The organism is Cedecea neteri, assembly GCF_000758325.1.
GTDB lineage: Bacteria > Pseudomonadota > Gammaproteobacteria > Enterobacterales > Enterobacteriaceae > Cedecea > Cedecea neteri_B.
Window position 1 is genome coordinate 1,780,542 of the sequence record NZ_CP009459.1, and the last position, 23,597, is coordinate 1,804,138.

Genomic DNA, 23,597 nt, shown 5'->3' on the forward strand with positions numbered 1-23,597 from the left:
GCCATTTATCTATTCATTTTATTTCTTATTTTTGGTTGAGCCCCTTTACCTGTCTGTCATTCACGGCTATAAATCAATTCAGGTATCTATTCATTAATCTATTCATATGCGTGAGCTAACGGACCTTCTTCTTACCGGACCTCTTCCAGCCAGGACGCTGGCCCAACGGCTGGGAATCAGTCAGGCGACTTTCTCTCGCCGGGTAGCGCTTGAAACTGACGTTATCAAATTCGGCTCAGCTCGTGCGACGCTGTATGGATTAAAGCACCCGGTAAGGCAGCATCGCGAGTTTCAGCTCTGGCAGATTGACGATACCGGTAAAGCCTGGGTGTTTGGTGTGCTTTATCCCATGTGGCCGAAAGGCAGCTGCCTGGTTGTGCATCACAACGGCGATAGCCGCTGGTTTGATGGACTGCCCTGGTACCTGACCGATCTCCGGCCGCAGGGTTTTTTGGGAAGGGCCTGGGGGCGTGAGTTAGCTAAAGACAGCGATTTACCGGAAGATATTCGGCTGTGGCGAGAAGAGGATGTGCTCCTGGCGCTCTCTGTGCAGCGGCAGGAAAATCTGGGCGGGTGGCAGGTGGGCGAAGAGAGTTATCGCCTGTGGACTGAGAGAGAAGTTCCCGAAGCCATTCCTCATAATGAACGCCTGAAGGTTTACGCTGAGCTTGCTCACAGGGCGATAGACGGTGAAATTGTCGGCTCATCTGCCGGAGGCGAGCAGCCTAAATTCGCCTGCTACAGTGAAACTGTTCGCGGGCCACGACATGCCATCGTGAAATTCACCCCGGCTATGCAGAACGATAACCAGCGCCGCTGGGCGGATTTACTGACCGCCGAGGCCCGCGCTTTAACGCTGCTAAATGAAATAGGGATCGCTGCCGCACGGTGTGATCTGCTTTCTACGGAAAGCGGGCAGGTCTTTCTCGAAGTTGAGCGCTTTGACTGCGTGGGCGTTTTCGGGCGGCGCAGTATTGTCTCTCTTGAAAGCGTGCAAAGTGAATATGCGGCGGGCGTGCTTAGCTGGCCTAAAGCCTTGACGCGCCTAAAAGAAGAGGGGATGGTTGAGGCCGCCACGCTTCGGCAGGTGCAGCGCATTTGGGCTTTTGGCCGACTGATTGGCAACAGCGATATGCATGCCGGGAACCTCTCTTTCTTTCTCTCCGACCGTCCGCTTGAGCTAACGCCGGTCTACGATATGCTGCCTATGGCCTGGGCTCCGGGCAGCTCAGGCAATATGCGGGCAGACTGCATTGAGATTAATATTGATGCCGACATCCCCGGCGAAGTGTGGCTCGAGATGCAGCCTTGGGCGCAGCGCTACTGGCAGGAGCTTAGCCTGAATGTGATGCTGAGCGAGCCATTCCGGCAAATAGCGGCGGGAATGGCTGAGCAAGTCGGGCAGTTAAGCGATCGGCTTCGGCGGCTGGCCTAACGTACCGCCTGAGCAATCCAGGCTGAAAGTTCTCGCAGTTCGGCTTCCTGTTCCGGGAAGCTGTAAATCAGCGTTTCACACTCCTGCTGCAGTAAAATGCTGCGGTACAGGCAGCCTTTTAATCGGCTGGCCAGCGCTTCAAGCGGGGCAGGGTTAAGGCTATCGGTGAACATCTGGGCGCGGGTGATATGGCCTTTCTCGACGTCAAAATGCAGTTCAACGCCGCCCCAGCTAAAGCGGTTGTCCAGCAGGTGCGTAAAGGCTGGCGCCTGGCCAAAATTCCACTCCCAGCTGCTCTGGCGGGCAAAAGTCTCGGCAAACCCTGGCAGATCGGGGAACGCTTCCGGGGAGATATGCTCGGCTTCCACACGCTCGCCGTAGTGAGCGAAGAAAGCCTCCGTTATCGCCTCGGCTATCTGCTCGTGGGTCAAGCCTGGTTTGATGTCGCTCAGATTTGCGACCCGGCTTCTTACGGAAGTAATGCCTTTGGCCTGCAGTTTTTTCGGATCGGGATTGAGGTAGTTTGCCAGGCGGCTGAGATCGGCATTCAGCAGCAAGGTGCCGTGGTGGAAGCCGCGATCCATGGTTTCGCGGTAGGCAGATCCGGAAATTTTACGCGTTCCATCGGCGGTTTCGACCTCCAGATCGTTACGCCCGGAAGCGGTGGCATTAAGGCCAAGACTTTCCAGTGCGTTCAGCACGATAGCCGTGGAAATACTCTTGTCGTATTCGGGTTTGCCGGCCATAAAAGTGAAGCAGGTGTTGCCGAGGTCGTGGAACACCGCACCGCCGCCGCTGCTGCGCCTTGCCAGCCGAACGTTATCTTGCTCCATGCGCCCGGTATTGCATTCTTTCCACGGGTTCTGGGCGCGGCCAATCACCACCGTATCTGCATTACGCCATAGAAACAGAACCCGCTGCGTGGCGGGCATCTGTCGAAAAATAGTCTCTTCAACGGCGAGGTTAAACCACGGGTCGTAAGAGTCAGAGATAAGCAAACGCAAAGTCGACATAACAAAGATCCTTGTCCCAGAATAAGGGCGTTATCTTAACATGCAGCCAGCACGGCGAATTTACCGCGGGAGCTTTACTTCGTTTCGTCTTCTTCTGTGACCTTCTTATTAGCGGTCAGCAGGAACGGTGATTGCTGCCAGCGGGTGCGCTTGCCGTGCAGCAGCGTGCGGGTCAGGACGATGCCAATCGCGACGGCGAGGAGCAGCATCAGGCGCAGAATATTGGTGGTGTTGTCCACCTGCTTGGATTCGGTGGCGAGGGTGTGGGTGTCCAGGGTAATGCGCAGGTAGCCGATAGGCCCGCTTTTATCGGTGATAGGTTCGACAATTTGCTGGTTGAAGTAGCTGCCGGCTTTTTGTCCGTCCAGCGCCAGGCGGTCGCGAACCTCAATGTTTTCCCCCGCACGCGCAATCTGATCGCCTTCGCTGTCGTACACGGCGGCATCCAGAATACGGCTATCCTTAGTCAAAAGGTTAAGCACGGTGGAGATGCGTTTTTCATCCGGATTCTCAGTTTTCATCACCGGCACCAGATTAAACGCGACCTGGCGGGAGAGGGTGCGGGCCAGCTCCTCCAGTTGAACGTTTCGCGCCTGCTGGCTGCCACGGCTGAACCAGGACGCCCCCTGCATTAGCGCCACCAAAAGTGCGAGGCAGAACAGCACAATCACTGCGCGGTGGAGCCGAAATTTAAATTTTACCCGAACCATGATGTACCTTTGGAAAATTGCTTACTTTAATGTTGCCAGAAGCAAGGCGGACAAGGTAGCCTCATGCGTTGTTTTTACCCGGATACCCTGCATCCTTCAAAGGGCAGAGGCTCAGGCTTTACGCCAGCGCGAGGAGATAAACCCCTTGCCATCAGCCCGCAATCCGACTGCAAAAGGGTATGTTTACTTGATTCTGGAGCCGCAATGCCAAACAGTTTGACCTGGTGCGATTTGCCTAACGATGTTTCACTTTGGCCTGGGTTGCCGCTTTCCCTGAGCGGTGACGAAGTGATGCCGCTGGACTACCGCGCTGGCCGCAGTGGCTGGCTCCTGTACGGGCGCAATCTGGACAAGCAGTGCCTGACCAAATACCAGCGGAGGCTGGGGGCGGCGATGGTGATTGTGACCGCATGGTGCGTGGAAGATTACCAGGTGATTCGCCTGGCTGGCTCTTTAACGCCTCGCGCGACCAAGCTTGCGCACGACGCCGGGCTGGACGTGGCGCCGCTGGGCAAAATTCCACATTTGAAAACGCCAGGTCTGCTGGTCATGGACATGGACTCCACCGCCATTCAGATCGAGTGCATCGATGAGATTGCCAAGCTGGCGGGAACGGGGGAAATGGTAGCCGAAGTCACCGAACGCGCAATGCGCGGCGAACTGGACTTTACCGCCAGTCTGCGCCAGCGCGTGGCGACCCTGAAGGGTGCGGATGCCAATATTTTGCGCCAGGTCCGCGACGAGCTACCGCTGATGCCGGGGCTAAAATCTCTGGTACAAAACCTCGATACGCTAGGCTGGAAAGTGGCGATTGCCTCTGGCGGGTTTACCTTCTTCGCCGAATACCTGCGCGACACATTAAACCTCACGGCGGTGGTCGCCAACGAACTTGAGATTTGCGACGGCAAGCTGACCGGCGAGGTGCTGGGGCAGATTGTGGACGCGAAGTTCAAAGCGGTCACCCTGAAGCGCCTGGCAGAAAAATATGAAATCCCCGCCACGCAGACTGTTGCGGTTGGCGACGGGGCCAATGATTTACCCATGATCCACGCCGCAGGCCTGGGGATTGCCTATCATGCTAAGCCGAAGGTGATTGAGAAAAGTGAAGTCAGTATTCGCCATGCGGATCTGATGGGCGTGTTCTGCATCCTTTCCGGTAGCCTGATTCAGGAAGAACGTTAACAAGAGGTATAAAGGTGGCGAAAGCTCCAAAACGCGCATTTGTTTGTAACGAGTGTGGTGCGGATTACCCGCGCTGGCAGGGGCAGTGCAGCGCCTGTCACGCGTGGAATACCATTACCGAAGTGCGCATCGCCGCTTCTCCACAGGTTGCCCGCAACGAGCGCCTCTCCGGCTATGCCGGGAGCGCGGGCGTCAGCCGCGTACAAAAGCTTTCGGACATCAGCCTGGAAGAATTGCCGCGCTTTTCCACTGGTTTTAAAGAGTTTGACCGTGTGCTGGGCGGCGGCGTAGTGCCGGGCAGCGCCATTCTGATCGGCGGTAACCCAGGCGCAGGGAAATCAACGTTGCTGCTGCAAACGCTTTGCAAGCTGAGCGAGCAGATGAAAACCCTGTACGTCACCGGCGAAGAGTCGCTTCAGCAGGTGGCGATGCGCGCCCACCGTTTAGGTCTGCCGACGCAAAACCTCAATATGCTGTCGGAAACCAGCATCGAACAGATCTGTATGATCGCCGAGGAAGAACAGCCGAAGCTGATGGTGATTGACTCGATCCAGGTCATGCACATGGCGGATGTGCAATCTTCGCCGGGCAGCGTGGCCCAGGTGCGTGAAACTGCAGCCTACCTGACGCGTTTTGCTAAGACGAAAGGTGTGGCGATCGTGATGGTCGGGCACGTCACGAAAGATGGTTCTCTGGCGGGGCCAAAAGTTCTCGAACACTGTATCGACTGTTCAGTGATGCTCGACGGCGATGCCGATTCCCGCTTCCGTACTCTGCGCAGCCATAAAAACCGCTTTGGGGCAGTGAACGAGCTGGGCGTGTTTGCGATGACCGAGCAGGGACTGCGCGAAGTCAGCAACCCGTCGGCCATTTTCCTCAGCCGGGGAGATGAAGTGACGCCGGGCAGTTCGGTGATGGTGGTTTGGGAAGGGACGCGTCCTCTGCTGGTTGAGATCCAGGCGCTGGTGGATCAGTCGATGATGTCCAACCCCCGCCGCGTAGCCGTTGGTCTGGAGCAAAACCGCCTGGCGATTCTGCTGGCCGTGCTCCACCGTCACGGTGGCCTGCAAATGGCCGATCAGGACGTGTTTGTGAACGTGGTGGGCGGCGTAAAGGTTACCGAAACCAGCGCCGACCTGGCGCTACTGCTGGCGATGGTTTCAAGCCTGCGCGACAGAGCCTTGCCGCAGGATTTGGTGGTATTTGGTGAAGTCGGGCTGGCGGGTGAAATCCGCCCGGTACCTAGCGGGCAGGAGCGTATTTCCGAAGCCGCCAAACACGGCTTTAAGCGCGCGATTGTGCCTCAGGCCAACGTACCGAAAAAAATTCCTGAAGGGATGCAGGTCTTCGGCGTGAAAAAACTTGCTGATGCGCTTTCTGTATTCGACGACTTATAATTGAGTAACTTGCGGGAACCGTTCCCGCTCCGGCAGGAGGCAGCGCGTGTCGTCATTCGACTATATTAAAACGGCTATTCGTCAGCAGGGCTGTACCTTACAGCAGGTGGCGGACGCCAGCGGCATGACTAAAGGCTACCTGAGCCAGTTACTGAACGCGAAAATCAAAAGCCCCAGCGCGCAAAAACTTGAGGCGCTGCACCGCTTCCTTGGGCTGGAATTCCCACGTCGTGAAAAGAAAGTCGGCGTGGTGTTCGGCAAGTTTTATCCGCTGCATACCGGGCATATCTACTTGATCCAGCGCGCCTGTAGCCAGGTGGACGAGCTGCATATCATCATGGGCTATGATGAGCCCCGCGACCGCGCGCTGTTTGACGATAGCGCGATGTCCCAGCAGCCAACCACCGGTGATCGCCTGCGCTGGCTGCTGCAAACTTTTAAATATCAGAAGAATATCCGCATTCACTCCTTTAACGAGGAGGGGATGGAGCCTTATCCCCACGGCTGGGACGTCTGGAGCCGCGGGATTAAAGCGTTTATGGACAGCAAAGGTATTTCGCCAGACCGGATCTACACCTCGGAAGAAGGGGATGCCGCGAAGTTTACCGAACATCTCGGGATTGAAACGGTAGTGGTCGATCCTAAGCGTACCTTTATGAACATCAGCGGCACGCAAATCCGTGAAAACCCGTTCCGCTACTGGGAATACATTCCTACTGAAGTAAAACCGTTCTTCGTGCGCACGGTGGCGATACTCGGCGGCGAGTCGAGCGGGAAGTCGTGGATGGTGAACAAGCTCGCCAACATCTTCAACACCACCAGTGCATGGGAGTACGGCCGCGATTACGTTTTCTCGCATCTGGGCGGTGACGAAATGGCGCTGCAATATTCAGACTACGACAAAATTGCCATCGGCCATGCGCAGTACGTCGACTTTGCGGTGAAGTACGCCAATAAAGTGGCATTTATCGATACCGACTTCGTGACCACTCAGGCCTTCTGCAAGAAGTATGAAGGCCGCGAACACCCGTTTGTGCAGGCGCTGATCGACGAATACCGCTTTGACCTGGTGATTCTGCTGGAAAACAATACGCCATGGGTGGCCGACGGTTTACGCAGCCTCGGCAGCGATGTGGACAGAAAATCGTTCCAGAACCTGCTGGTGGAGATGCTCAAAGAGAACAACATCGAGTTTATTCACGTCGAAGAGTCCGACTATGACTCGCGCTTCCTGCGCTGCGTGGATCTGGTGAAAGAGATGATGGGCGAGCAGCGGTAAAGCGTACGCTGGCCTGTGGCTTTTGTTTTCTCCCTCGCCCCTCTGGGGAGAGGGCCGGGGTGAGGGGAAGAGAACCCACCATAAAAAAGGCACCGTGAAGGTGCCTTTTGCATTTACTTGGTTACGCGCTTGTACTTGATGCGTTTTGGCTCCAGGGCATCTGAGCCGAGGGTACGCTTCTTGTACTCTTCGTATTCGGTGAAGTTACCTTCAAAGAACTCCACTTTACCTTCATCCTGGTAATCCAGAATGTGGGTAGCGATACGGTCCAGGAACCAGCGGTCGTGCGAGATAACCATCGCGCAGCCCGGGAACTCCAGCAGGGCGTTTTCCAGCGCACGCAGGGTTTCGATATCCAGGTCGTTGGTTGGTTCATCGAGCAGCAGAACGTTACCGCCAACCTGCAGCAGTTTCGCCAGGTGCAGACGACCACGCTCACCGCCGGACAGCTCGCCCACGCGTTTGCCCTGGTCGACGCCTTTGAAGTTAAAGCGGCCAACGTAGGCGCGGCTTGGCATCTCGGTGTTGCCGATACGCATAATATCCTGGCCGCCGGAGACTTCTTCCCACACGGTTTTGCTGTTATCCATGGCGTCACGGAACTGGTCAACGGAGGCCAGTTTCACGGTCTCACCGAGGGTGATTGAGCCGCTGTCAGGCTGTTCCTGACCGGACATCATGCGGAACAGGGTGGATTTACCCGCGCCGTTCGGACCGATGATGCCGACGATGGCGCCTTTCGGTACGGAGAAGCTCAGATCGTCAATCAGCAGGCGGTCGCCGTATGATTTACGCAGGTTGTTAACTTCCACCACTTTATCCCCCAGACGTGCGCCAGGTGGAATAAACAGTTCGTTGGTTTCGTTACGTTTCTGGTATTCGGTGTTGTTCAGCTCTTCGAAGCGCGCCAGACGGGCTTTGCCCTTAGACTGACGGCCTTTAGCGCCCTGACGAACCCACTCCAGCTCTTTCTCAATGGATTTACGGCGAGCCGCTTCCGTTGAGGCTTCCTGCGCCAGGCGCTGATCTTTCTGCTCCAGCCAGGAGGAGTAGTTACCTTCCCATGGAATACCTTCCCCACGGTCAAGCTCGAGGATCCAGCCGGCAACGTTGTCGAGGAAGTAACGGTCGTGGGTGATCGCCACCACGGTGCCTTCGAAGTCGTGCAGGAAGCGTTCCAGCCATGCCACGGATTCTGCATCCAGGTGGTTGGTTGGTTCGTCGAGCAGCAGCATGTCTGGTTTTTCCAGCAGCAGGCGGCACAGCGCAACGCGGCGGCGTTCACCCCCGGACAGCTTCTCGATTTTTGCATCCCAGTCCGGCAGGCGCAGGGCATCAGCAGCGCGCTCCAGCTGCACGTTCAGGTTATGACCGTCGTGCGCCTGGATGATTTCTTCATACTTGCCTTGCTGTGCGGCCAGCTTATCGAAGTCCGCGTCCGGCTCGGCGTATTTGGCGTAGACTTCGTCCAGGCCTTTCAGCGCGTTAACCACTTCGGAAACCGCTTCTTCTACGGACTCACGTACGGTGTGTTCCGGGTTCAGCTTAGGTTCCTGCGGCAGGTAGCCGATCTTGATGCCAGGCTGAGGACGGGCTTCGCCTTCGATATCGGTATCGATGCCGGCCATGATGCGCAGCAGGGTGGATTTACCGGCACCGTTCAGACCCAGCACGCCGATTTTGGCGCCAGGGAAGAAGCTGAGCGAAATATTTTTCAGAATATGTCGTTTCGGCGGGACAACTTTGCCGACACGATGCATGGTATAAACGAATTGAGCCACAGTGCGACTTTGCCTCTTTTATCGTGATGTAAGATGGTACTTAACAAAGGCGAAGTGTAGCGGTTTTCACGGTCTAATCCCAGCGGGGTATCGTGCTTCTGCCGCGCAGGGCGCCTTTATACGTTTCATGACCAAAATATCCCTTCCGGACGTGGCGTATTGCGTCTCCCCTGGTTAGCATGAATGCATTCGCTTATTGCAGCGCAGGCATGATGCCGTCAGGAAAATAATGAGGAGAAGGTGTGGTAAAAGCCAAACAAGTCGTATGGCAGTTGCTTGCCGCGGGCGTTAGCCTGGTGATGTTAAACGGTGCGGTACGTGCAGATTCTCTCGATGAGCAGCGCAACCGCTACGCGCAAATTAAACAGGCCTGGGATAACAAGCAAATGGACGTGGTGCAGCAGCTCATGCCCACGCTGCAAACCTATCCCCTTTATCCTTATCTCGAATACCGTCAGCTTACCGATGACCTGATGAACGAGCCGACCGTGGCGGTGGCCCAGTTTATCCAGGCGAACCCAACCCTGCCTCCGGCGCGCACCTTAAGTTCCCGGTTTGTTAACGAGCTGGCAAGGCGTCAGGACTGGCGAGGTTTGCTGGCTTTTAGCCCCGAGCCGCCTGCTACAAACGAAGCAAAATGTAATTACTACTTTGCCAAATGGAATACCGGGCAAGCGGATGCCGCCTGGGCCGGTGCGAAAGAACTTTGGCTGACGGGAAAAAGCCAGCCATCAAGCTGTGATGCGCTGTTTTCGGCGTGGCGAGCTTCCGGCACGCAGGATCCGCTGGCTTACCTTGAGCGAATCCGTCTGGCGATGAAAGAGGGGAATACCTCGCTGGTGAATGCGCTTGCGAACCAGATGCCGGCGGAATACCAGACCATCTCCAGCGCCCTGGTCAGCCTGCAAAATAATCCCAGCACGGTGCTGACCTTCGCCAATACTGTGGGGGCGACGGACTTCACTCGTCAGGCGGCCGCTATCGCCTTTGCAAGCGTTGCCCGCCAGGATGTAGAAAATGCTCGCCTGATGATCCCGTCGCTGGCCCAGGTGCAGAAGCTGACCGAGGAGCAAGTGCAGGAATTGCGTGATGTTGTAGCCTGGCGATTGATGGGCAGCGACGTGACGGATGAACAGGCCCGCTGGCGGGATGACGCCATTATGCGTTCCCAGTCCACCTCGTTGATTGAGCGGCGCGTGCGCATGGCGCTGGGTGCGGGCGATCGCACAGGGCTGAATACCTGGCTGGCGCGTTTGCCGATGGAAGCCAAAGAGAAAGACGAATGGCGCTACTGGCAGGCTGATTTGCTGCTGGAGCGGGGACGTGAAGACGAAGCGAAAGGCATTCTTCGTGCCCTGATGCAGCAGCGTGGCTTCTACCCAATGGTTGCCGCCCAGCGTCTTGGAGAAGAATACCCACTGCGCGTGGATAAAGCTGAACCGGTGAATCCGGCGCTGGTGCAGGGGCCTGAAATGGCCCGCGTCCGCGAGCTGATGTACTGGAATATGGACAACACCGCGCGGAGCGAATGGGCAAACCTGGTCACCAGCCGCAGCAAGCAGGAGCAGGCCGGGCTGGCGCGCTATGCTTTTGAGCAGGACTGGTGGGATCTCAGCGTGCAGGCAACCATTGCCGGCAAGCTATGGGACAATCTCGAAGAGCGCTTCCCGCTGGCATATAAAGGCACCTTTGCCCGCTACGTTAGCGGCAAAACTGTGCCACAAAGTTATGCGATGGCGATTGCCCGCCAGGAAAGTGCCTGGAACCCGAAAGTGCGTTCCCCGGTGGGGGCAAGCGGCCTGATGCAAATCATGCCGGGTACCGCTACCCATACGGTGAAGATGTTCAGCATTCCAGGTTACAGCAGCCCGGTGCAGCTTCTGGATCCTGACACCAACATCAATATTGGCACCAGCTACCTGCAGTATGTGTTCCAGCAGTTTGAGAACAACCGTATCTTTGCTTCCGCCGCCTATAACGCCGGGCCGGGGCGTGTGCGTACCTGGCTGGGTAACAGCGCGGGGCGAATTGACGCCATCGCTTTCGTGGAAAGTATTCCGTTCTCCGAGACGCGTGGTTATGTGAAAAACGTGCTGGCCTACGATGCCTATTACCGTTATTTCATGGGGCAGCCGGACAAAATTCTGTCTGACAGCGAGTGGCAGCGGCGTTACTGATTGCGCAGAGAGTATGTTATGCTGCCGTACTAGTTAAAGAGTATGGTGGCCTGACATGACTCAGCTCTCTCAGTATTCGGCGGAACAGGCCGAGCAAAGTAATAAAGAGTGGCTCCGCTTTGTGGGGCTGTTGCAGCAAGCTTTCGGGCAGGAGCTTCACATGCCCCTGTTGACGCTGCTGTTGACGCCGGATGAGCGTACGGCGTTAGGCACGCGGGTACGGATCATTGAAGAGCTGTTGCGCGGTGAGCTTAGCCAGCGTGAGCTGAAGAATGAACTGGGCGCGGGTATCGCAACCATCACTCGTGGCTCTAATAGCCTGAAAGCTGCGCCGACTGAGCTACGGGCATGGCTGGAAAAAGAGCTGCTGCAGGGTGGCAGCTCAAACCGCTAAAGAGATTCCCGGCGGTAAATCTCGTTATGAAACGGGCTTAGCGCCAGAATCACCGCCTGATGGTAAACGCTGCTACGCGTGAGCTTTCCGGCGGTGAACACCCCAATCGCTCCCTCTTTACGCCCAATCTCATTGATACCCGTATAGTCCGACATCACCGGCCCCAGAGCGTGGCCTGCACTGACTTTCTGCAGAATGATGTCTGGCAGCGGCAGGGTAGCCGAACGGGCTTCGCCGCGCTGCTGGCGGTTCTCGATCACCACCCAACTGAAGGTGCTACCTTCGTCGATACCGGCCTCAATGGCGACCCAAAAGTCGGCATCTGGTCTGATCTCCCGGGCATTCGCTACCCTACATCGTGCGCCAGTTCGCGTTTCCTGACTACCGAAGGGTTGCTCCGGCACGCCACTATCGACGACCACTGGCTCAATATGGCAGGATCCTTCGCCATAAATCTCGCTAAACGCCTGCAGAATCGCCTGAATTTTGGCGGGATTGGTTGTTGCAGCTACGACATGGTTCATAATAAGTCAGAACTCTCGATATTTCGTGACCGGAGTATAACGGAAAAAACGCATGTTACAGGTATACCTTGTTCGTCATGGCGAAACGCAGTGGAATGCTGAGCGCCGCATTCAGGGGCAGTCAGACAGCGCGCTGACTGAAAACGGAGAACGTCAGGCCTGGCAAGTGGCCGAACGAGCCAGAGCCCTTGGCATCACCCACATCATCAGCAGCGATTTAGGCCGTACTCGCCGCACCGCAGAGATCATCGCCGAAGCCTGCGGCTGCGAGATTATCCTGGATGCCCGCCTGCGCGAGCTCAATATGGGCGTGCTTGAACGCCGCAAAATGGACTCGCTGACCGAAGAGGAGGAGGGCTGGCGTCGTCGTCTGGTGGACGGTACGCCGGACGGGCGTATTCCTGAAGGCGAAAGCATGCTGGAGCTGAGTAACCGCATGCACGAAGCACTGAATGCCTGCCGCGAGCTGCCGGCTGGGAGCCGACCATTGCTGGTGAGTCACGGTATGGCGCTGGGTGGGCTGGTCAGTACGATTCTTGGCTTACCGGCGTGGGCTGAACGTCGCCTGCGTCTGCGCAACTGTTCGATTTCCCGCGTGGATTATCAGCACAGCCCTTGGCTGGCGTCTGGATGGGTGGTTGAAACAGCAGGAGACATCTCGCATCTTGATGTCCCTGCTCTGGATGAGATCCAGCGTTAACGGCGAACCGGGATCAGGTATTCACAACGGATATGCATCGGCACGTCCTGATCCCGCGTTTCATCCTGAGGATAGAAACGCTCGATGTCCTGACCTTTACGGCGCGTCAGGTTGAGTGACGGCATGCAGGTGCCATAAACCGTCAGGATAAAGTCCTGCAGCCCGGTGCCCAGCCCTTCATAGTTAAACTGCACATAATCCCCACCTTCCAGCACCACCGGATGCGAGTCCGGCAGGAAACCATTCGCCAGCTCCGGCGTCAGCGCCGTGGTGTAGAAGACTTCCTGCTCGTCGTCTTTTTCCGAGCTTGGGCGAGGCTCATGCAGGCCGTATAACACCCGCGGGATGGTCGGTGAGTTGCCGAGGAACTGTGTCCAGAACTGGATGCGCATCTCATTACGGAAATCGGAGATTTGCTCCAGCGTGCAGCTGTAGCTTTGCGTCACCCCAACCAGATGCGTTTCCGGCATCGTGATGAAGTGGGCCTGCGGTGGCGTAAACTCGCCGAGACGCAGCGGTGGGCGCATACCGAAAGCGCTCCAGTCAGGAGAACGACGGTAGAGCGCCGGCGTTTGAGCAAACTGCTTTTTAAACGCGCGGGTAAACGTCTGCTGCGAGTCAAAGCGGTACTGAAGCGCAATGTCGAGAATAGGGCGCGCAGTCAGGCGCAGAGCAACGGCGGATTTGGAGAGTCGGCGGGCGCGAATATAGGCACCAATAGCGTGCCCGGTAACCTCTTTAAACATCCGTTGTAAATGCCACTTGGAATAACCTGCCTTTGCCGCCACATTATCAAGGGCGAGAGGCTGGTCGAGGTGGCCCTCCAGCCAGCTAAGAAGATCGCGAATGATCCCAGCCTGATCCATAAAATATCCTCATCCATACAAGCGAATGCCTGTTTACTAAGGTAGCGGATAATAGCATTTTTGTAGTTTATGCATTCACCGTTTTTATTTAACAAGTTGTGCCAAATTTGCCGATTATGGAGGCAGGTTTTGCTAATAATGTGATATTCAACGATTTTTTGTCCAATTGTTGAATAGTCCCGTAGGGTAATTTTTATACAATGGTAACAATATGAAATATAAAGCTTTAGCACTTTGCAGTGCGCTTCTGGCCGTAAGCTACGGCGCGAGCGCGGAGCAGATCGGCTCGGTGGATACCGTGTTTAAAGTCTTTGGCCCTGACCACAAGATTGTCGTCGAAGCGTTTGACGATCCTGATGTGAAGAATGTGACCTGTTATATCAGCCGCGCAAAAACCGGAGGTATCAAGGGCGGCCTCGGATTAGCGGAAGACACGTCTGATGCGGCCATTTCCTGCCAGCAGGTTGGCCCGGTTGAGCTCAGCGACAAGATAAAAGCAGGTAAAGCGCAGGGCGATGTGGTGTTCCAAAAGCGAACTTCGTTGGTGTTTAAAAAGCTGCAAGTAGTGCGTTTCTATGATGCGAAGCGTAATGCGCTAGCCTACCTTGCCTACTCTGACCGCGTTGTTGAAGGCTCGCCGAAGAACGCCATCAGTGCGGTGCCGATTATTCCGTGGAATAAATAATCTGCGCCTCTGGCGCTGAACGGATGCATCGACGCGTGACCGGCATGAGAAGCCTGATGTATTTCTAATGCATCAGGCTTGTCAGTTCTTGCCTTCCTTATTAGTGTGTTATGACCGTGCCGTTGCCTTCTAAGGCTTCTTTGATGCAAATCGAGCCTCTACCGCCCCTGAATACCCTTATCGCCTTCGAATGCGTGGCCCGCTATGGCAACATTTCTCGTGCGGCGGAGGAGCTGAACCTGACGCAAAGCGCCACCAGCCGGCAAATTCTGCAGCTGGAAGAGATGCTCGGCTGCAAGCTCTTTACCCGAACCCAGCGGCGAGTGCTTCTTACGCCACGCGGGGAAGCTTATGCCGAGCGGGTCAGGCAGCAGCTGGCGGCCCTGTCGCACGCCACGGCGGAAGTTATGGGCTGGACCGGGCTACCCCAGGTCACAATCGCCTGTACCAGCGCCATGAGTTCTCTGTGGCTGTCATCCCGGCTTTCCGCCCTGCATCGTGAACTGCCAGATTTACAGATTCGCATGAAAATTACCGATAACTTCGCCGAACTGCGCTCATCGGAATTTGATCTGGCGATTTTTTACCTGCGAAGCGTACCTGTCGGCTTTCATGCCACGCCGCTCTTCGATGAAGTCTGCTACCCCATGTGCTCCCCGGCTTTTCTGTCACGCATTGGTTCGGACGCACCGGCGGAAGCGCTGCTGCAGCACACGCTGCTGATTCAGGACGATCCGCAGCGGGAGTGGACCGGCTGGAGCGACTGGTTTGCTTCACAAAATGTTTTGAGCTTTGTGCCCCGGCAAACCTGGCGAGCCAATAACTATCCGTTTTTGGTGGAGACGGCGGTGCGCGGCGACGGGATATTACTCGGCTGGGAAGGGCTGGTGCAGGATTATCTTAACCGGGGAGAGCTTGTCGCGGCGCACTCCGGAAAGCTGGCCGCCGCCAGTAAATGTTTCCTGCTTATCCCCCAGGATCGCTACATGAAGCCGGTTGTTCGCCATGTGATGAGCTGGCTGCAGCGTCAACCTTTGGCGGAATAAGCAGAAAATAGATGTAAATCACAAAAGACGATTATTTTAATATTTTGGTCATCAATAAATTATCTGCTTATTTTATTAGCCATAACGTTTTCTTATATAACTTGAGCGAAAATAAGTGATGAATCGATTTTAATCCTTTGGTTTATTTATTGTCTCTAAGTCCAGTGGCGGTATTTTATTTTTCATCGCACCACGACGGCGATAAGAAGTATGCATACCTATAAGCGTGAAAACCAGCCACATCGACTGTGATATTACCGATGCTAAATTAAAGTCATGGCTGAGGGAATACAGCCCGCCCACGCAGCCTGCGATGTTAAGACAGGCATAACCATTTGAATCTATTGATAGCCTTCGCATTTGAACCAGCGCGTATGCCAGCAGGTAACAAAACACGCCAATTAAACCTACAAGGGTATGCAGTTCCACTTTTTCTTTCCTGATGTGACTCCGTGAACGGGAAATTATCTTTTTTGCCGTGGTTCTGCCGTGCATTTTTTTCATAGTCTGATACGAAAAACTCATGCCTCAGTGTTTGGCTGTTTTGATATAAATCATAAATAGATGTGCTATGGCATCTGGCCGGTGGTCAGACAAACAAATAATAACGGAGAAAAATAAATGAAAGACGATCGTTCAGACGAAAAAAAATACCTGCAAGGCGTGAGCATGAGCCGCCGTTCATTTATCAATACGGCGGCGCTGATTGGTATGGGCAGTGCGTTATCGCTGTCACCGCTGGCAGGTTTTGCTGCCGAAGCAACGCCTAAAAAAGGGGGCGTACTGAAGCTGGGCATGTCGGGCGGCAATACCAGCGATTCTCTGGATCCCACGCTCTTTAGCGACTGGGTGCCGCTGAACCAGGCATACATGCTGATGAACGGCCTGGTGGAAATTGATGAGAATAACCAGGCCGCGCCGGAACTGCTGGAAAGCTGGGAAGCGAAGCCGGGTGCGCAGGAGTGGACCTTTAAAGTGCGTCAGGGCGTGACCTTCCACAATGGCAAGGCGCTTACGGTGGAAGACATTCTTTACTCGATTAATCTCCACCGTGGCGACCAGTCGCGTAGCGCGATTAAAACGCAGCTGGCAGCCATCAAAGATCTGAAGAAGAGCGGTGAGAACGAAATTACCCTGACGCTGGACAGCGGCAACGCCGACTTGCCGTTCCTGCTGGCGGACTACCACCTCGTTGTGGTACCGGACGGCTTTACCGACTGGAAACACCCGATTGGCACCGGTGGCTTCGTCTTTGACCAGTACCAGCCGGGCGTGCGTTCCTACTTTAAGCGTAACCCTAATTACTGGAAGCCAAACCGCGCGTTTGTGGACGCTGTTGAAGTGCTGGTCATCAATGATGCGACCGCGCGTACCAACGCCCTTATTTCGGGCCAGGTACACGCCATCAACCGCGTGGACTTTAAAACCGTCGATTTCCTGAAGCGCAGCCCGGCGCTGAACATTGTGCGGGCGGCTGGCGGGCAGCATTTCACCTTCCTGATGGACTGCCGCGTAGCGCCGTTCAACAACAATGACGTTCGGACGGCGATTAAATACGGCATCGATCGCGAGAAATTACTGGCCACCGTGCTGCGGGGTTACGGCACGCTGGGCAACGATCATCCGATCCCGAAAACCGATCGCTTCTTCAATAAAAGCCTGGAGCAGCGCGCCTACGATCCTGACAAGGCTAAGTTCTTCCTGAAAAAAGCCGGACTAAGCGCACTGCCGCTCGAACTGTCGTCCTCTGACGCTGCCTTTGCCGGGGCGCTGGACGCCGCCGCATTGTTCCAGGGCGAAGCCGCGGCGGCAGGGATTCAGGTCAGCATCAAACGCCAGCCGGCGGACAGCTACTGGGATGACGTCTGGATGAAAGCGCCGTTTAGCATGGGCTACTGGGGCGGCCGTCCAACCGCGGATCAGATGTTCTCCACCGCCTGGCAGTCCACCGCCAAATGGAATGATACCCACTGGAAGAACGACAAATTCGACAGCCTGTTGATTCAGGCGCGATCGCTGCTTGATGACCAAAAGCGGGCAGAGATTTACGGCGAGCTGCAAAGCATTGCCCGGGATGACGGCGGCGCGATGATCCCGCTGTTTGGCGACTATCTGGATGCCACCAGCAAAAAAGTTGGCGGCGTGAAACCTCATCCACTCTTCAACTTCATGGGTGGCCGCCTGGCTGAACGCGTCTGGCTGGAGTCGTAATGAAAAAACAGATCCTTCATCGTTTATTGCTGGGCGTGCTGACGCTGTGGCTGGTTTCGGTTCTGATCTTCGTCGGCACCGAGCTGCTGCCCGGCGACGTGGCGAGCGCCATCCTCGGCCAAAACGGCACGCCGGAAACCATCGCCGCGCTGCGTCTGCAGCTTGGCCTGGATCAGCCGGCGGTTTATCGCTATCTGCACTGGTTATCCGGCGTGCTGCACGGTGACCTGGGCACTTCGCTTGCCAACAACCAGCCTATTGGCGCCGAGCTGCTGCCTCGCCTGGCGAACACGCTATTCCTCGCGGTGTATGCCGCGCTGATCGCGATTCCGTTAGCTGTGGTATTGGGCATTGCTTCTGCGGTATGGCGTGGTTCCTGGTTTGACCGGCTGGCGAACACCCTAACGCTGATGAGCATCTCCGTGCCGGAGTTTTTTGTCGGCTACGTGCTGGTGATCTTCTTTGCCATTCGCCTGGCCTGGTTCCCCAGCCTCGCGCTGGTCGACCCGGATGCCAGCCTGCTCGACAGGCTGTATGCCTGCACGTTGCCAATGCTGACGCTGGTGTTAGTGGTGCTGGCGCACATGCTACGCATGACGCGCGCTTCTGTCGGCGCGGTGATGTCCAGCAGCTACATCGAAACGGCGCTGCTAAAAGGGCTTTCGCGCTGGCGCATTGTGCTGAGCCACGCCTTGCCCAACGCACTCGCGCCAATCATTAACGTGATTGCTTTTAACCTGGCCTATCTGGTGGTGGGCGTGATCCTGGTTGAGGTGGTCTTTGTCTATCCGGGCATCGGGCAATTAATGGTGGATGCGGTGACAAAACGAGATTTGCCGGTAGTACAGGCCTGTGGGCTGCTGTTTGGCGGGACCTATATTCTGCTGAATACGGCGGCAGATCTGCTGGCCATCTGGTGTAACCCACGACTACGGCATGCGAGGTAGGCCATGAAAAATATCAAAATTCGCACGGTGCCGCTGTCAGCAATATTGGGTTTGACCATTATTGCCGTCAATTTGATTGCCGCGCTTTTTGCGCCCTGGCTGGCGCCGCACAGCGAAACGGCTCAGGTGGGTGACATCTGGATGCTGCCGTCCAGTTCGATGCCGTTTGGCACCGACAGCCTGGGGCGTGACATGCTGTCGCGCATCCTGTTTGGTGCCCGAACCACCATTGCGATTGCGCTGGCGATCACCTCTATTTCGTTTGTGGTGGGCATTATTACCGGTTTTACCGCCGCGATTTACGGGCGCTGGGTGGATGTCGTGCTGACCCGTATTGTGGATACTCTGATGTCGATCCCGGTGCTGATCCTGGCGCTGATCGTCCTGTCCGTGCTGGGGACCTCTATTCCGGTGCTGGTCGGAACCATTGCGCTGTTGGACGCGACTCGCGTTTTCCGTCTTGCTCGTCTGGTCGCGCAGGGGATCGTCTGCCTTGAATACGTAGAAGCGGCGCGCCTGCGTGGGGAAGGGCTGTGGTGGATCGTCCGTAAAGAGTTTCTGCCTAACGCGATGCCGCCGTTGCTGGCGGAATTCGGCATGCGCTTCTGCTTTACCTTCCTGTTTATTGCCGGGCTGAGTTTCCTTGGGTTGGGTATTCAGCCACCGTGGGCGGACTGGGGCAGCATGGTGCGCGACAACGCGCAGGCCATCAACTTTGGCCAGTTTGCTCCGCTGTACCCCGCTGCTGCGATTGCTCTGCTGACGATCGGCGTCAACCTGGTGGTCGACTGGTTGCTGGTGCGTAATAACCTTTCGCTGGGAGAAGAGGGATGACACAACCGATTTTACAGATGCGTGATTTACGCATTGAAACCGAGCAGGGGCTGCCGCTGGTGAAAGGCGTCTCTCTCAGACTGATGCCCGGTGAAGTGCTGGGCTTGATTGGCGAGTCTGGCGCGGGGAAATCAACTATCGGTCTTGCGGCCCTGGGTTATGCCCGACCTGGCTGTCGGATCGCGGGCGGTGAAGTGCTGGTGGCCGGGCAAAACATTGTTGCCCTGTCCAGCAAAGAGAAGCGCGAGTTTCGCGGTAAGCGCGTGGCCTATGTGGCGCAGAGCGCCGCCGCCGCGTTCAACCCGGCGCTGACCATCGGCAAGCAGGTTTGTGAAGGGCCGCTTCGCCATGGCCTGATGAGCCCGGAAGAAGCCCAGAGCTGGGCCGTAACGCTGTTTAAAGCGCTGGATCTCCCGGAACCTGAAACGATCGGCCAGCGCTATCCGCATCAGCTCTCGGGCGGGCAACTGCAGAGAGCAATGGCGGCGATGGCGATGTCCTGCAAGCCGGACGTTCTCGTGATGGATGAACCGACCACCGCGCTGGATGTGACGACGCAAATCGAAGTGCTGGTGATGCTGCGCAAACTGGTCAGAGAGTTTAACACCGCCGCGCTGTATATCACTCACGATCTGGCGGTTGTCGCACAGATTGCCGACCGCATTATGGTGCTGCGACAGGGGAGCGAAGTGGAATGCGGCAGCACCGCCGATATCCTGCAGAACCCAGCTGAAAGTTACACGCAGCGGCTGGTGTCAGAACGCGCCCACGCTTTAACTCCGGTTCATGCCGAAAGTAAACCTGAAGGCCAGCTTCTGGCGCTGAATAATCTCTCGACGGGCTACAACGGAAAGACTGTCGTCCACAATGTCTCCCTCAGCATTGCCAAAGGAGAAACGATGGCCATTATTGGCGAGTCCGGGAGCGGAAAGAGTACGCTGGCCCGGGCACTCTGCGGCCTGCTGACTGATACAAAAGGCAGCGTGACCTTCGCCGACAAGGTGCTGGCCAACCGCTATCAGCAGCGTGATAAAGAGACGCTGCGCCGTATCCAGATGATCTATCAGTTGCCTGATGTAGCGCTTAACCCGAGGCAAACCGTGTTGGAGGCGATTGGCCGCCCGGTAGCGTTCTATTTTGGTCTTGATAAACAGCAGGTTCGCGCGCGGGTTCTGGAACTCCTGAAACTGACTGAACTCCCTGATTATCTGATTGATCGCTATCCAGGCTCGCTTTCCGGGGGCCAGAAGCAGCGCGTGTGTATTGCGCGAGCGCTGGCCGCGAAGCCCGACCTGATTATCTGCGATGAGGCCACTTCCGCGCTGGACCCGCTGGTGGCGGAAGAAGTGCTGAAATTGCTGAGAAATCTGCAGGAACAGCTGGGGCTGTCTTACCTGTTTATTACCCACGACCTGAGCACGGTAAAACGCATTGCTCAGCAGGTTGCGGTGATGTATCAGGGCAACGTCGTCGCGCAGGGCCCGACCGCGCAGGTATTCAGCGCGCCAATGCACAGCTATACCGAAAAACTGCTGACTTCCGTGCCGGAAATGCGCCCTTCCTGGCTGGATGAGGTGCTGGGTCAGCGTCAGTTAAATGCGATGGCAGGAGCTTCATGAAAACTCTTATTACGCAATTCCCCCACAGCGTGAGCGTGACGGAACATTTGTGGATTGTTTTGAAAGACGGAACCCGGCTGGCCGCGCGTATGTGGCTGCCTTTGTCGGCTTCGCAGCAGCCGGTACCCGCTATTCTGGAGTACATTCCCTATCGCAAGCGCGACGGAACGCGTACCCGGGATGAGCCGATGCACGGCTATTTTGCCGGCAATGGCTATGCGGTGCTGCGGGTTGACATGCGCGGCAGCGGTGATTCTGATGGGCTGATGGCCGATGAATATCTCCTGCAAGAGCAGGAAGATGCGCTGGAGGTGATCGACTGGATCAGCCGTCAGCCCTGGTGCAACGGCGCCGTGGGCATGATGGGGAAATCCTGGGGAGGGTTTAACTGCCTGCAATTGGCGGCGCGCCGTCCTCCGGCGCTGAAAGCCATTATCACCGTTTGCTCGACGGACGATCGCTACAACGACGATATCCACTACAAAGGCGGCTGCCTGCTGAATGACAATTTGTGGTGGGGCGGCATTATGTTGGCCTACCAAAGTCGCCCACAGGACCCGGAGCTGGTCGGGGAAGGCTGGTATCAGGCCTGGCTGAATCGCCTTGAAAATATGCCTTTCTTCCCGGCGCTGTGGATGGAACACCCGCTGAAAGATGATTACTGGAAGCACGGCTCGGTGGGGGAAGACTGGCAGGCCATCACCTGCCCGGTGATGGCGGTGGGCGGCTGGGCTGACTCCTACAGCAACGCGGTTTTCCGCCTGATGGATAACCTGAACGTTCCGCGTAAAGCTATTCTTGGTCCGTGGGCGCATATTTACCCACAGGATGGTTCGCCCACGCCGGCCATCGGTTTTCTGCAGGAAGCCGTAAGCTGGTGGGATCGCTGGTTGAAACAGGTCGATAACGACGTGCTGGATGGCCCGCGCGTACAGGCCTGGCTCAACGACAGCCAGCGACCTGATTCGCAGCGGCCGCAGGCCTTTGGGGAGTGGATTGCTATTGAGAACGATACGGATGCTGAAACCTTCCCTCAGCGCTGGCACTTGCAGCCTGGTCGGCTGGCGACATCGCCTTTAGCCGATGAATACCGGCAGGATATCCGTAGCGTGCAGAACCACGGGTTGTTCGCCGGAGAGTGGATGGGCGCTGGCGTGCTGGGGGAAAGCCCGAGCGATCAGCGGATGGACGACGGACTGGCAGAAAGTTTCGACAGCGCCCCGCTGAGCGAAAGTCTGGCGATTTACGGTTTCCCGCAGTTTGACGTCACGCTTTCCAGCGATAAACCTGCGGCCATGCTGTATGTCCGCCTGTCAGACGTTGCGCCTGATGGGGCTTCGACCCGCGTCAGCCACGGTTGGGTAAATCTGAGCCATCTGCAGGGGCAGGAGCAGAACGTCGCGTTGGTGCCCGGCGAAAAGGTCAACGTCACCGTGCAGCTGGATGGCATCGCCTGGCGCTTTGCTGCCGGGCATCGGCTACGGGTTTCTCTCGCGACTACCTTCTGGCCGATGATTTGGCCGATGGCCGAAAATGCGACGCTTAGCGTTGATCTGGCCAGTGCTCAGCTGCAATTGCCGGTTTGCAGGGAAGTTAAGCTGATTGCCGGCCCTAATCCTCATCCTGAAACGGCAGCCAATACGCCGCTGACTATTCTCTCTCCGGGGCGGGTCGACCGCGAACTGCGCTATGACGTGGTGAAAGACAGCTGGCAGAGCATCACTCAGGGCGTGGGCGGTGTTTTTGGCGAGGGCGTGTATCGGTTTGATGATATCAATACCACCGTCGATCATAGCCTCAGACGTCAGCTGACCGTGCAGAACAGCGATCCTCTCTCGGCGCATTACCTGCTGACTCAGAACATGAAAATCGGCCGGGAAGGCTGGTGGACGGATACGGATATTGTGCTGGAGTTGCGCAGTGACCTGACGCATTTTATCGTCAGTGGAAAGATGACGGTTCAACACAACGGCGACGTGGTCTTTACCCGGGACTGGAATGAACGCATTTCCCGCTGAATGACAGGCATAAAAAAGGGCTGACAGATGTCAGCCCTTTTCGTTATTTCTAACCGCTTATTCCTGCAGATCGCCGCAGAAACGATAGCCTTCGCCGTGAATGGTGGCGATGATTTCTGGCGTATCCGGCGTGGATTCGAAATGTTTACGAATGCGGCGGATAGTAACATCGACAGTACGGTCATGCGGCTTCAGCTCGCGACCGGTCATTTTCTTCAGCAGCTCGGCACGAGACTGAATTTTGCCCGGGTTTTCACAGAAGTGCAGCATCGCACGGAATTCACTGCGCGGCAGCTTATACTGTTCTCCGTTCGGGCTAACCAGAGAGCGGCTGTTGATGTCCAGCTCCCAGCCGTTGAATTTATAGCTTTCAACGGAACGACGTTCTTCGCTGATGGCCCCTAAATTCATGGTGCGGGACAGCAGGTTGCGTGCACGAATAGTCAGTTCACGCGGGTTGAAAGGTTTGGTGATGTAGTCATCCGCACCGATTTCAAGACCGAGAATCTTGTCTACTTCGTTGTCACGGCCCGTCAGGAACATCAGCGCCACGTTAGCCTGCTCGCGCAATTCGCGCGCCAGCAGCAGGCCGTTTTTACCCGGCAGGTTGATATCCATAATGACGAGGTTAATGTCATTATCGGCAAGGATTTGATGCATCTCTGCGCCATCGGTCGCTTCAAAAACATCATAGCCTTCCGCTTCAAAAATGCTTTTAAGCGTGTTGCGTGTTACTAATTCGTCTTCGACGATAAGAATGTGCGGGGTCTGCATGTTTG

Annotated in this window: 21 protein-coding genes; 14 read left to right on the forward strand and 7 right to left on the reverse strand. The window is 56.2% G+C overall.

All coding sequences use genetic code 11. The features are described from left to right. The first annotated feature begins 106 nt into the window (after positions 1–106). The gene (yjjJ, locus tag LH86_RS08490; RefSeq protein ID WP_039300252.1) at positions 107–1,435 is read left to right on the forward strand and encodes a type II toxin-antitoxin system HipA family toxin YjjJ; all 1,329 of its coding nucleotides are present in this window, start codon (positions 107–109) and stop codon (positions 1,433–1,435) included. Here the strand turns inward: yjjJ and lplA are convergent. Beyond that, positions 1,432–2,448, reverse strand: coding sequence for a lipoate--protein ligase LplA (gene lplA, locus LH86_RS08495; RefSeq protein ID WP_039300254.1), 1,017 nt, complete (start codon positions 2,446–2,448; stop codon positions 1,432–1,434). The genes yjjJ and lplA overlap by 4 nt on opposite strands. A gap of 74 nt (positions 2,449–2,522) precedes the next feature. Then, positions 2,523–3,158 carry a YtjB family periplasmic protein gene (locus LH86_RS08500; protein ID WP_039300256.1) on the reverse strand — a complete coding sequence of 212 codons (636 nt, stop codon included), beginning with the start codon at positions 3,156–3,158 and terminating at the stop codon, positions 2,523–2,525. Positions 3,159–3,362: 204 nt separating this feature from the next. Between LH86_RS08500 and serB the strand changes: the two genes are divergently transcribed. Genes serB through nadR form a run of 3 tightly spaced genes read left to right on the forward strand, consistent with a single transcriptional unit; the run spans position 3,363 to position 7,016 of the window. Further along, positions 3,363–4,340, forward strand: a complete 978-nt coding sequence (serB, locus tag LH86_RS08505) for a phosphoserine phosphatase (RefSeq protein ID WP_039300259.1) — start codon at positions 3,363–3,365, stop codon at positions 4,338–4,340. 14 nt (positions 4,341–4,354) lie between these two features. After that, positions 4,355–5,737, forward strand: a complete 1,383-nt coding sequence (gene radA / locus LH86_RS08510; RefSeq protein WP_008460107.1) for a DNA repair protein RadA — start codon at positions 4,355–4,357, stop codon at positions 5,735–5,737. 46 nt (positions 5,738–5,783) lie between these two features. Further along, the gene (nadR, locus tag LH86_RS08515) at positions 5,784–7,016 is read left to right on the forward strand and encodes a multifunctional transcriptional regulator/nicotinamide-nucleotide adenylyltransferase/ribosylnicotinamide kinase NadR (RefSeq protein WP_008460108.1); all 1,233 of its coding nucleotides are present in this window, start codon (positions 5,784–5,786) and stop codon (positions 7,014–7,016) included. Between the two features lie 113 nt (positions 7,017–7,129). Here the strand turns inward: nadR and ettA are convergent, their stop codons facing one another. Beyond that, a complete protein-coding gene (gene ettA / locus LH86_RS08520) occupies positions 7,130–8,797 on the reverse strand; it encodes an energy-dependent translational throttle protein EttA (RefSeq protein ID WP_008460109.1) in 1,668 nt (555 codons plus the stop codon). Between the two features lie 242 nt (positions 8,798–9,039). On the opposite strand from ettA, the gene sltY reads away from it, so the two are divergent. After that, complete coding sequence (gene sltY / locus LH86_RS08525; protein ID WP_039300262.1) at positions 9,040–10,974, forward strand: murein transglycosylase; 1,935 nt, start codon at positions 9,040–9,042, stop codon at positions 10,972–10,974. 55 nt (positions 10,975–11,029) lie between these two features. Further along, complete coding sequence (trpR, locus tag LH86_RS08530; protein WP_008460111.1) at positions 11,030–11,368, forward strand: trp operon repressor; 339 nt, start codon at positions 11,030–11,032, stop codon at positions 11,366–11,368. Here the strand turns inward: trpR and yjjX are convergent. Then, positions 11,365–11,892, reverse strand: coding sequence for an inosine/xanthosine triphosphatase (gene yjjX, locus LH86_RS08535; RefSeq protein WP_039300265.1), 528 nt, complete (start codon positions 11,890–11,892; stop codon positions 11,365–11,367). The genes trpR and yjjX overlap by 4 nt on opposite strands. Before the next feature lie 52 nt (positions 11,893–11,944). On the opposite strand from yjjX, the gene gpmB reads away from it, so the two are divergent. Then, positions 11,945–12,592, forward strand: a complete 648-nt coding sequence (gpmB, locus tag LH86_RS08540; RefSeq protein ID WP_039300268.1) for a 2,3-diphosphoglycerate-dependent phosphoglycerate mutase GpmB — start codon at positions 11,945–11,947, stop codon at positions 12,590–12,592. Here gpmB and robA read toward each other — a convergent pair. Further along, a complete protein-coding gene (gene robA / locus LH86_RS08545; protein WP_008460114.1) occupies positions 12,589–13,458 on the reverse strand; it encodes an MDR efflux pump AcrAB transcriptional activator RobA in 870 nt (289 codons plus the stop codon). The genes gpmB and robA overlap by 4 nt on opposite strands. Before the next feature lie 211 nt (positions 13,459–13,669). Between robA and creA the strand changes: the two genes are divergently transcribed. After that, the gene (gene creA / locus LH86_RS08550) at positions 13,670–14,143 is read left to right on the forward strand and encodes a protein CreA (protein WP_039300271.1); all 474 of its coding nucleotides are present in this window, start codon (positions 13,670–13,672) and stop codon (positions 14,141–14,143) included. Positions 14,144–14,286: 143 nt separating this feature from the next. After that, positions 14,287–15,189 (forward strand): LysR substrate-binding domain-containing protein, encoded by a 903-nt coding sequence (locus LH86_RS08555; RefSeq protein ID WP_039300273.1) that lies wholly within the window; start codon positions 14,287–14,289, stop codon positions 15,187–15,189. Between the two features lie 129 nt (positions 15,190–15,318). On the opposite strand, the gene LH86_RS21995 is transcribed toward LH86_RS08555, so the two are convergent. Beyond that, complete coding sequence (locus LH86_RS21995) at positions 15,319–15,618, reverse strand: CBU_0592 family membrane protein (protein ID WP_071842770.1); 300 nt, start codon at positions 15,616–15,618, stop codon at positions 15,319–15,321. Positions 15,619–15,810: 192 nt separating this feature from the next. On the opposite strand from LH86_RS21995, the gene LH86_RS08560 reads away from it, so the two are divergent. From LH86_RS08560 to LH86_RS08580, 5 genes are read left to right on the forward strand one after another with little or no spacing between them, the layout of a single operon-like run. After that, positions 15,811–17,400, forward strand: a complete 1,590-nt coding sequence (locus LH86_RS08560) for an ABC transporter substrate-binding protein (RefSeq protein ID WP_039300276.1) — start codon at positions 15,811–15,813, stop codon at positions 17,398–17,400. Further along, complete coding sequence (locus tag LH86_RS08565; protein ID WP_039290121.1) at positions 17,400–18,347, forward strand: ABC transporter permease; 948 nt, start codon at positions 17,400–17,402, stop codon at positions 18,345–18,347. Before LH86_RS08560 ends, LH86_RS08565 begins: the two co-directional genes overlap by 1 nt. A gap of 3 nt (positions 18,348–18,350) precedes the next feature. Beyond that, the gene (locus LH86_RS08570; protein WP_039300279.1) at positions 18,351–19,181 is read left to right on the forward strand and encodes an ABC transporter permease; all 831 of its coding nucleotides are present in this window, start codon (positions 18,351–18,353) and stop codon (positions 19,179–19,181) included. Continuing rightward, complete coding sequence (locus LH86_RS08575) at positions 19,178–20,800, forward strand: ABC transporter ATP-binding protein (RefSeq protein ID WP_039300282.1); 1,623 nt, start codon at positions 19,178–19,180, stop codon at positions 20,798–20,800. The genes LH86_RS08570 and LH86_RS08575 overlap by 4 nt, the downstream gene beginning before the upstream one ends. After that, positions 20,797–22,818, forward strand: a complete 2,022-nt coding sequence (locus LH86_RS08580) for a CocE/NonD family hydrolase (protein ID WP_039300285.1) — start codon at positions 20,797–20,799, stop codon at positions 22,816–22,818. Before LH86_RS08575 ends, LH86_RS08580 begins: the two co-directional genes overlap by 4 nt. A gap of 57 nt (positions 22,819–22,875) precedes the next feature. On the opposite strand, the gene arcA is transcribed toward LH86_RS08580, so the two are convergent. Then, positions 22,876–23,592 carry a two-component system response regulator ArcA gene (arcA, locus tag LH86_RS08585; RefSeq protein WP_008461663.1) on the reverse strand — a complete coding sequence of 239 codons (717 nt, stop codon included), beginning with the start codon at positions 23,590–23,592 and terminating at the stop codon, positions 22,876–22,878. Between the last annotated feature and the right edge of the window lie 5 nt (positions 23,593–23,597).

Excerpts from the sequence above, each read along its gene's own strand:
- yjjJ (WP_039300252.1), top strand. The coding sequence starts at position 107 with ATGCGTGAGCTAACGGACCTTCTTCTTACCGGACCTCTTCCAGCCAGG.
- lplA (WP_039300254.1), bottom strand. The coding sequence starts at position 2,448 with ATGTCGACTTTGCGTTTGCTTATCTCTGACTCTTACGACCCGTGGTTT.
- LH86_RS08500 (WP_039300256.1), bottom strand. The coding sequence starts at position 3,158 with ATGGTTCGGGTAAAATTTAAATTTCGGCTCCACCGCGCAGTGATTGTG.
- serB (WP_039300259.1), top strand. The coding sequence starts at position 3,363 with ATGCCAAACAGTTTGACCTGGTGCGATTTGCCTAACGATGTTTCACTT.
- trpR (WP_008460111.1), top strand. The coding sequence starts at position 11,030 with ATGACTCAGCTCTCTCAGTATTCGGCGGAACAGGCCGAGCAAAGTAAT.
- yjjX (WP_039300265.1), bottom strand. The coding sequence starts at position 11,892 with ATGAACCATGTCGTAGCTGCAACAACCAATCCCGCCAAAATTCAGGCG.
- gpmB (WP_039300268.1), top strand. The coding sequence starts at position 11,945 with ATGTTACAGGTATACCTTGTTCGTCATGGCGAAACGCAGTGGAATGCT.
- robA (WP_008460114.1), bottom strand. The coding sequence starts at position 13,458 with ATGGATCAGGCTGGGATCATTCGCGATCTTCTTAGCTGGCTGGAGGGC.
- creA (WP_039300271.1), top strand. The coding sequence starts at position 13,670 with ATGAAATATAAAGCTTTAGCACTTTGCAGTGCGCTTCTGGCCGTAAGC.
- LH86_RS08555 (WP_039300273.1), top strand. The coding sequence starts at position 14,287 with ATGCAAATCGAGCCTCTACCGCCCCTGAATACCCTTATCGCCTTCGAA.
- LH86_RS08560 (WP_039300276.1), top strand. The coding sequence starts at position 15,811 with ATGAAAGACGATCGTTCAGACGAAAAAAAATACCTGCAAGGCGTGAGC.
- LH86_RS08565 (WP_039290121.1), top strand. The coding sequence starts at position 17,400 with ATGAAAAAACAGATCCTTCATCGTTTATTGCTGGGCGTGCTGACGCTG.
- LH86_RS08570 (WP_039300279.1), top strand. The coding sequence starts at position 18,351 with ATGAAAAATATCAAAATTCGCACGGTGCCGCTGTCAGCAATATTGGGT.
- LH86_RS08575 (WP_039300282.1), top strand. The coding sequence starts at position 19,178 with ATGACACAACCGATTTTACAGATGCGTGATTTACGCATTGAAACCGAG.
- LH86_RS08580 (WP_039300285.1), top strand. The coding sequence starts at position 20,797 with ATGAAAACTCTTATTACGCAATTCCCCCACAGCGTGAGCGTGACGGAA.
- arcA (WP_008461663.1), bottom strand. The coding sequence starts at position 23,592 with ATGCAGACCCCGCACATTCTTATCGTCGAAGACGAATTAGTAACACGC.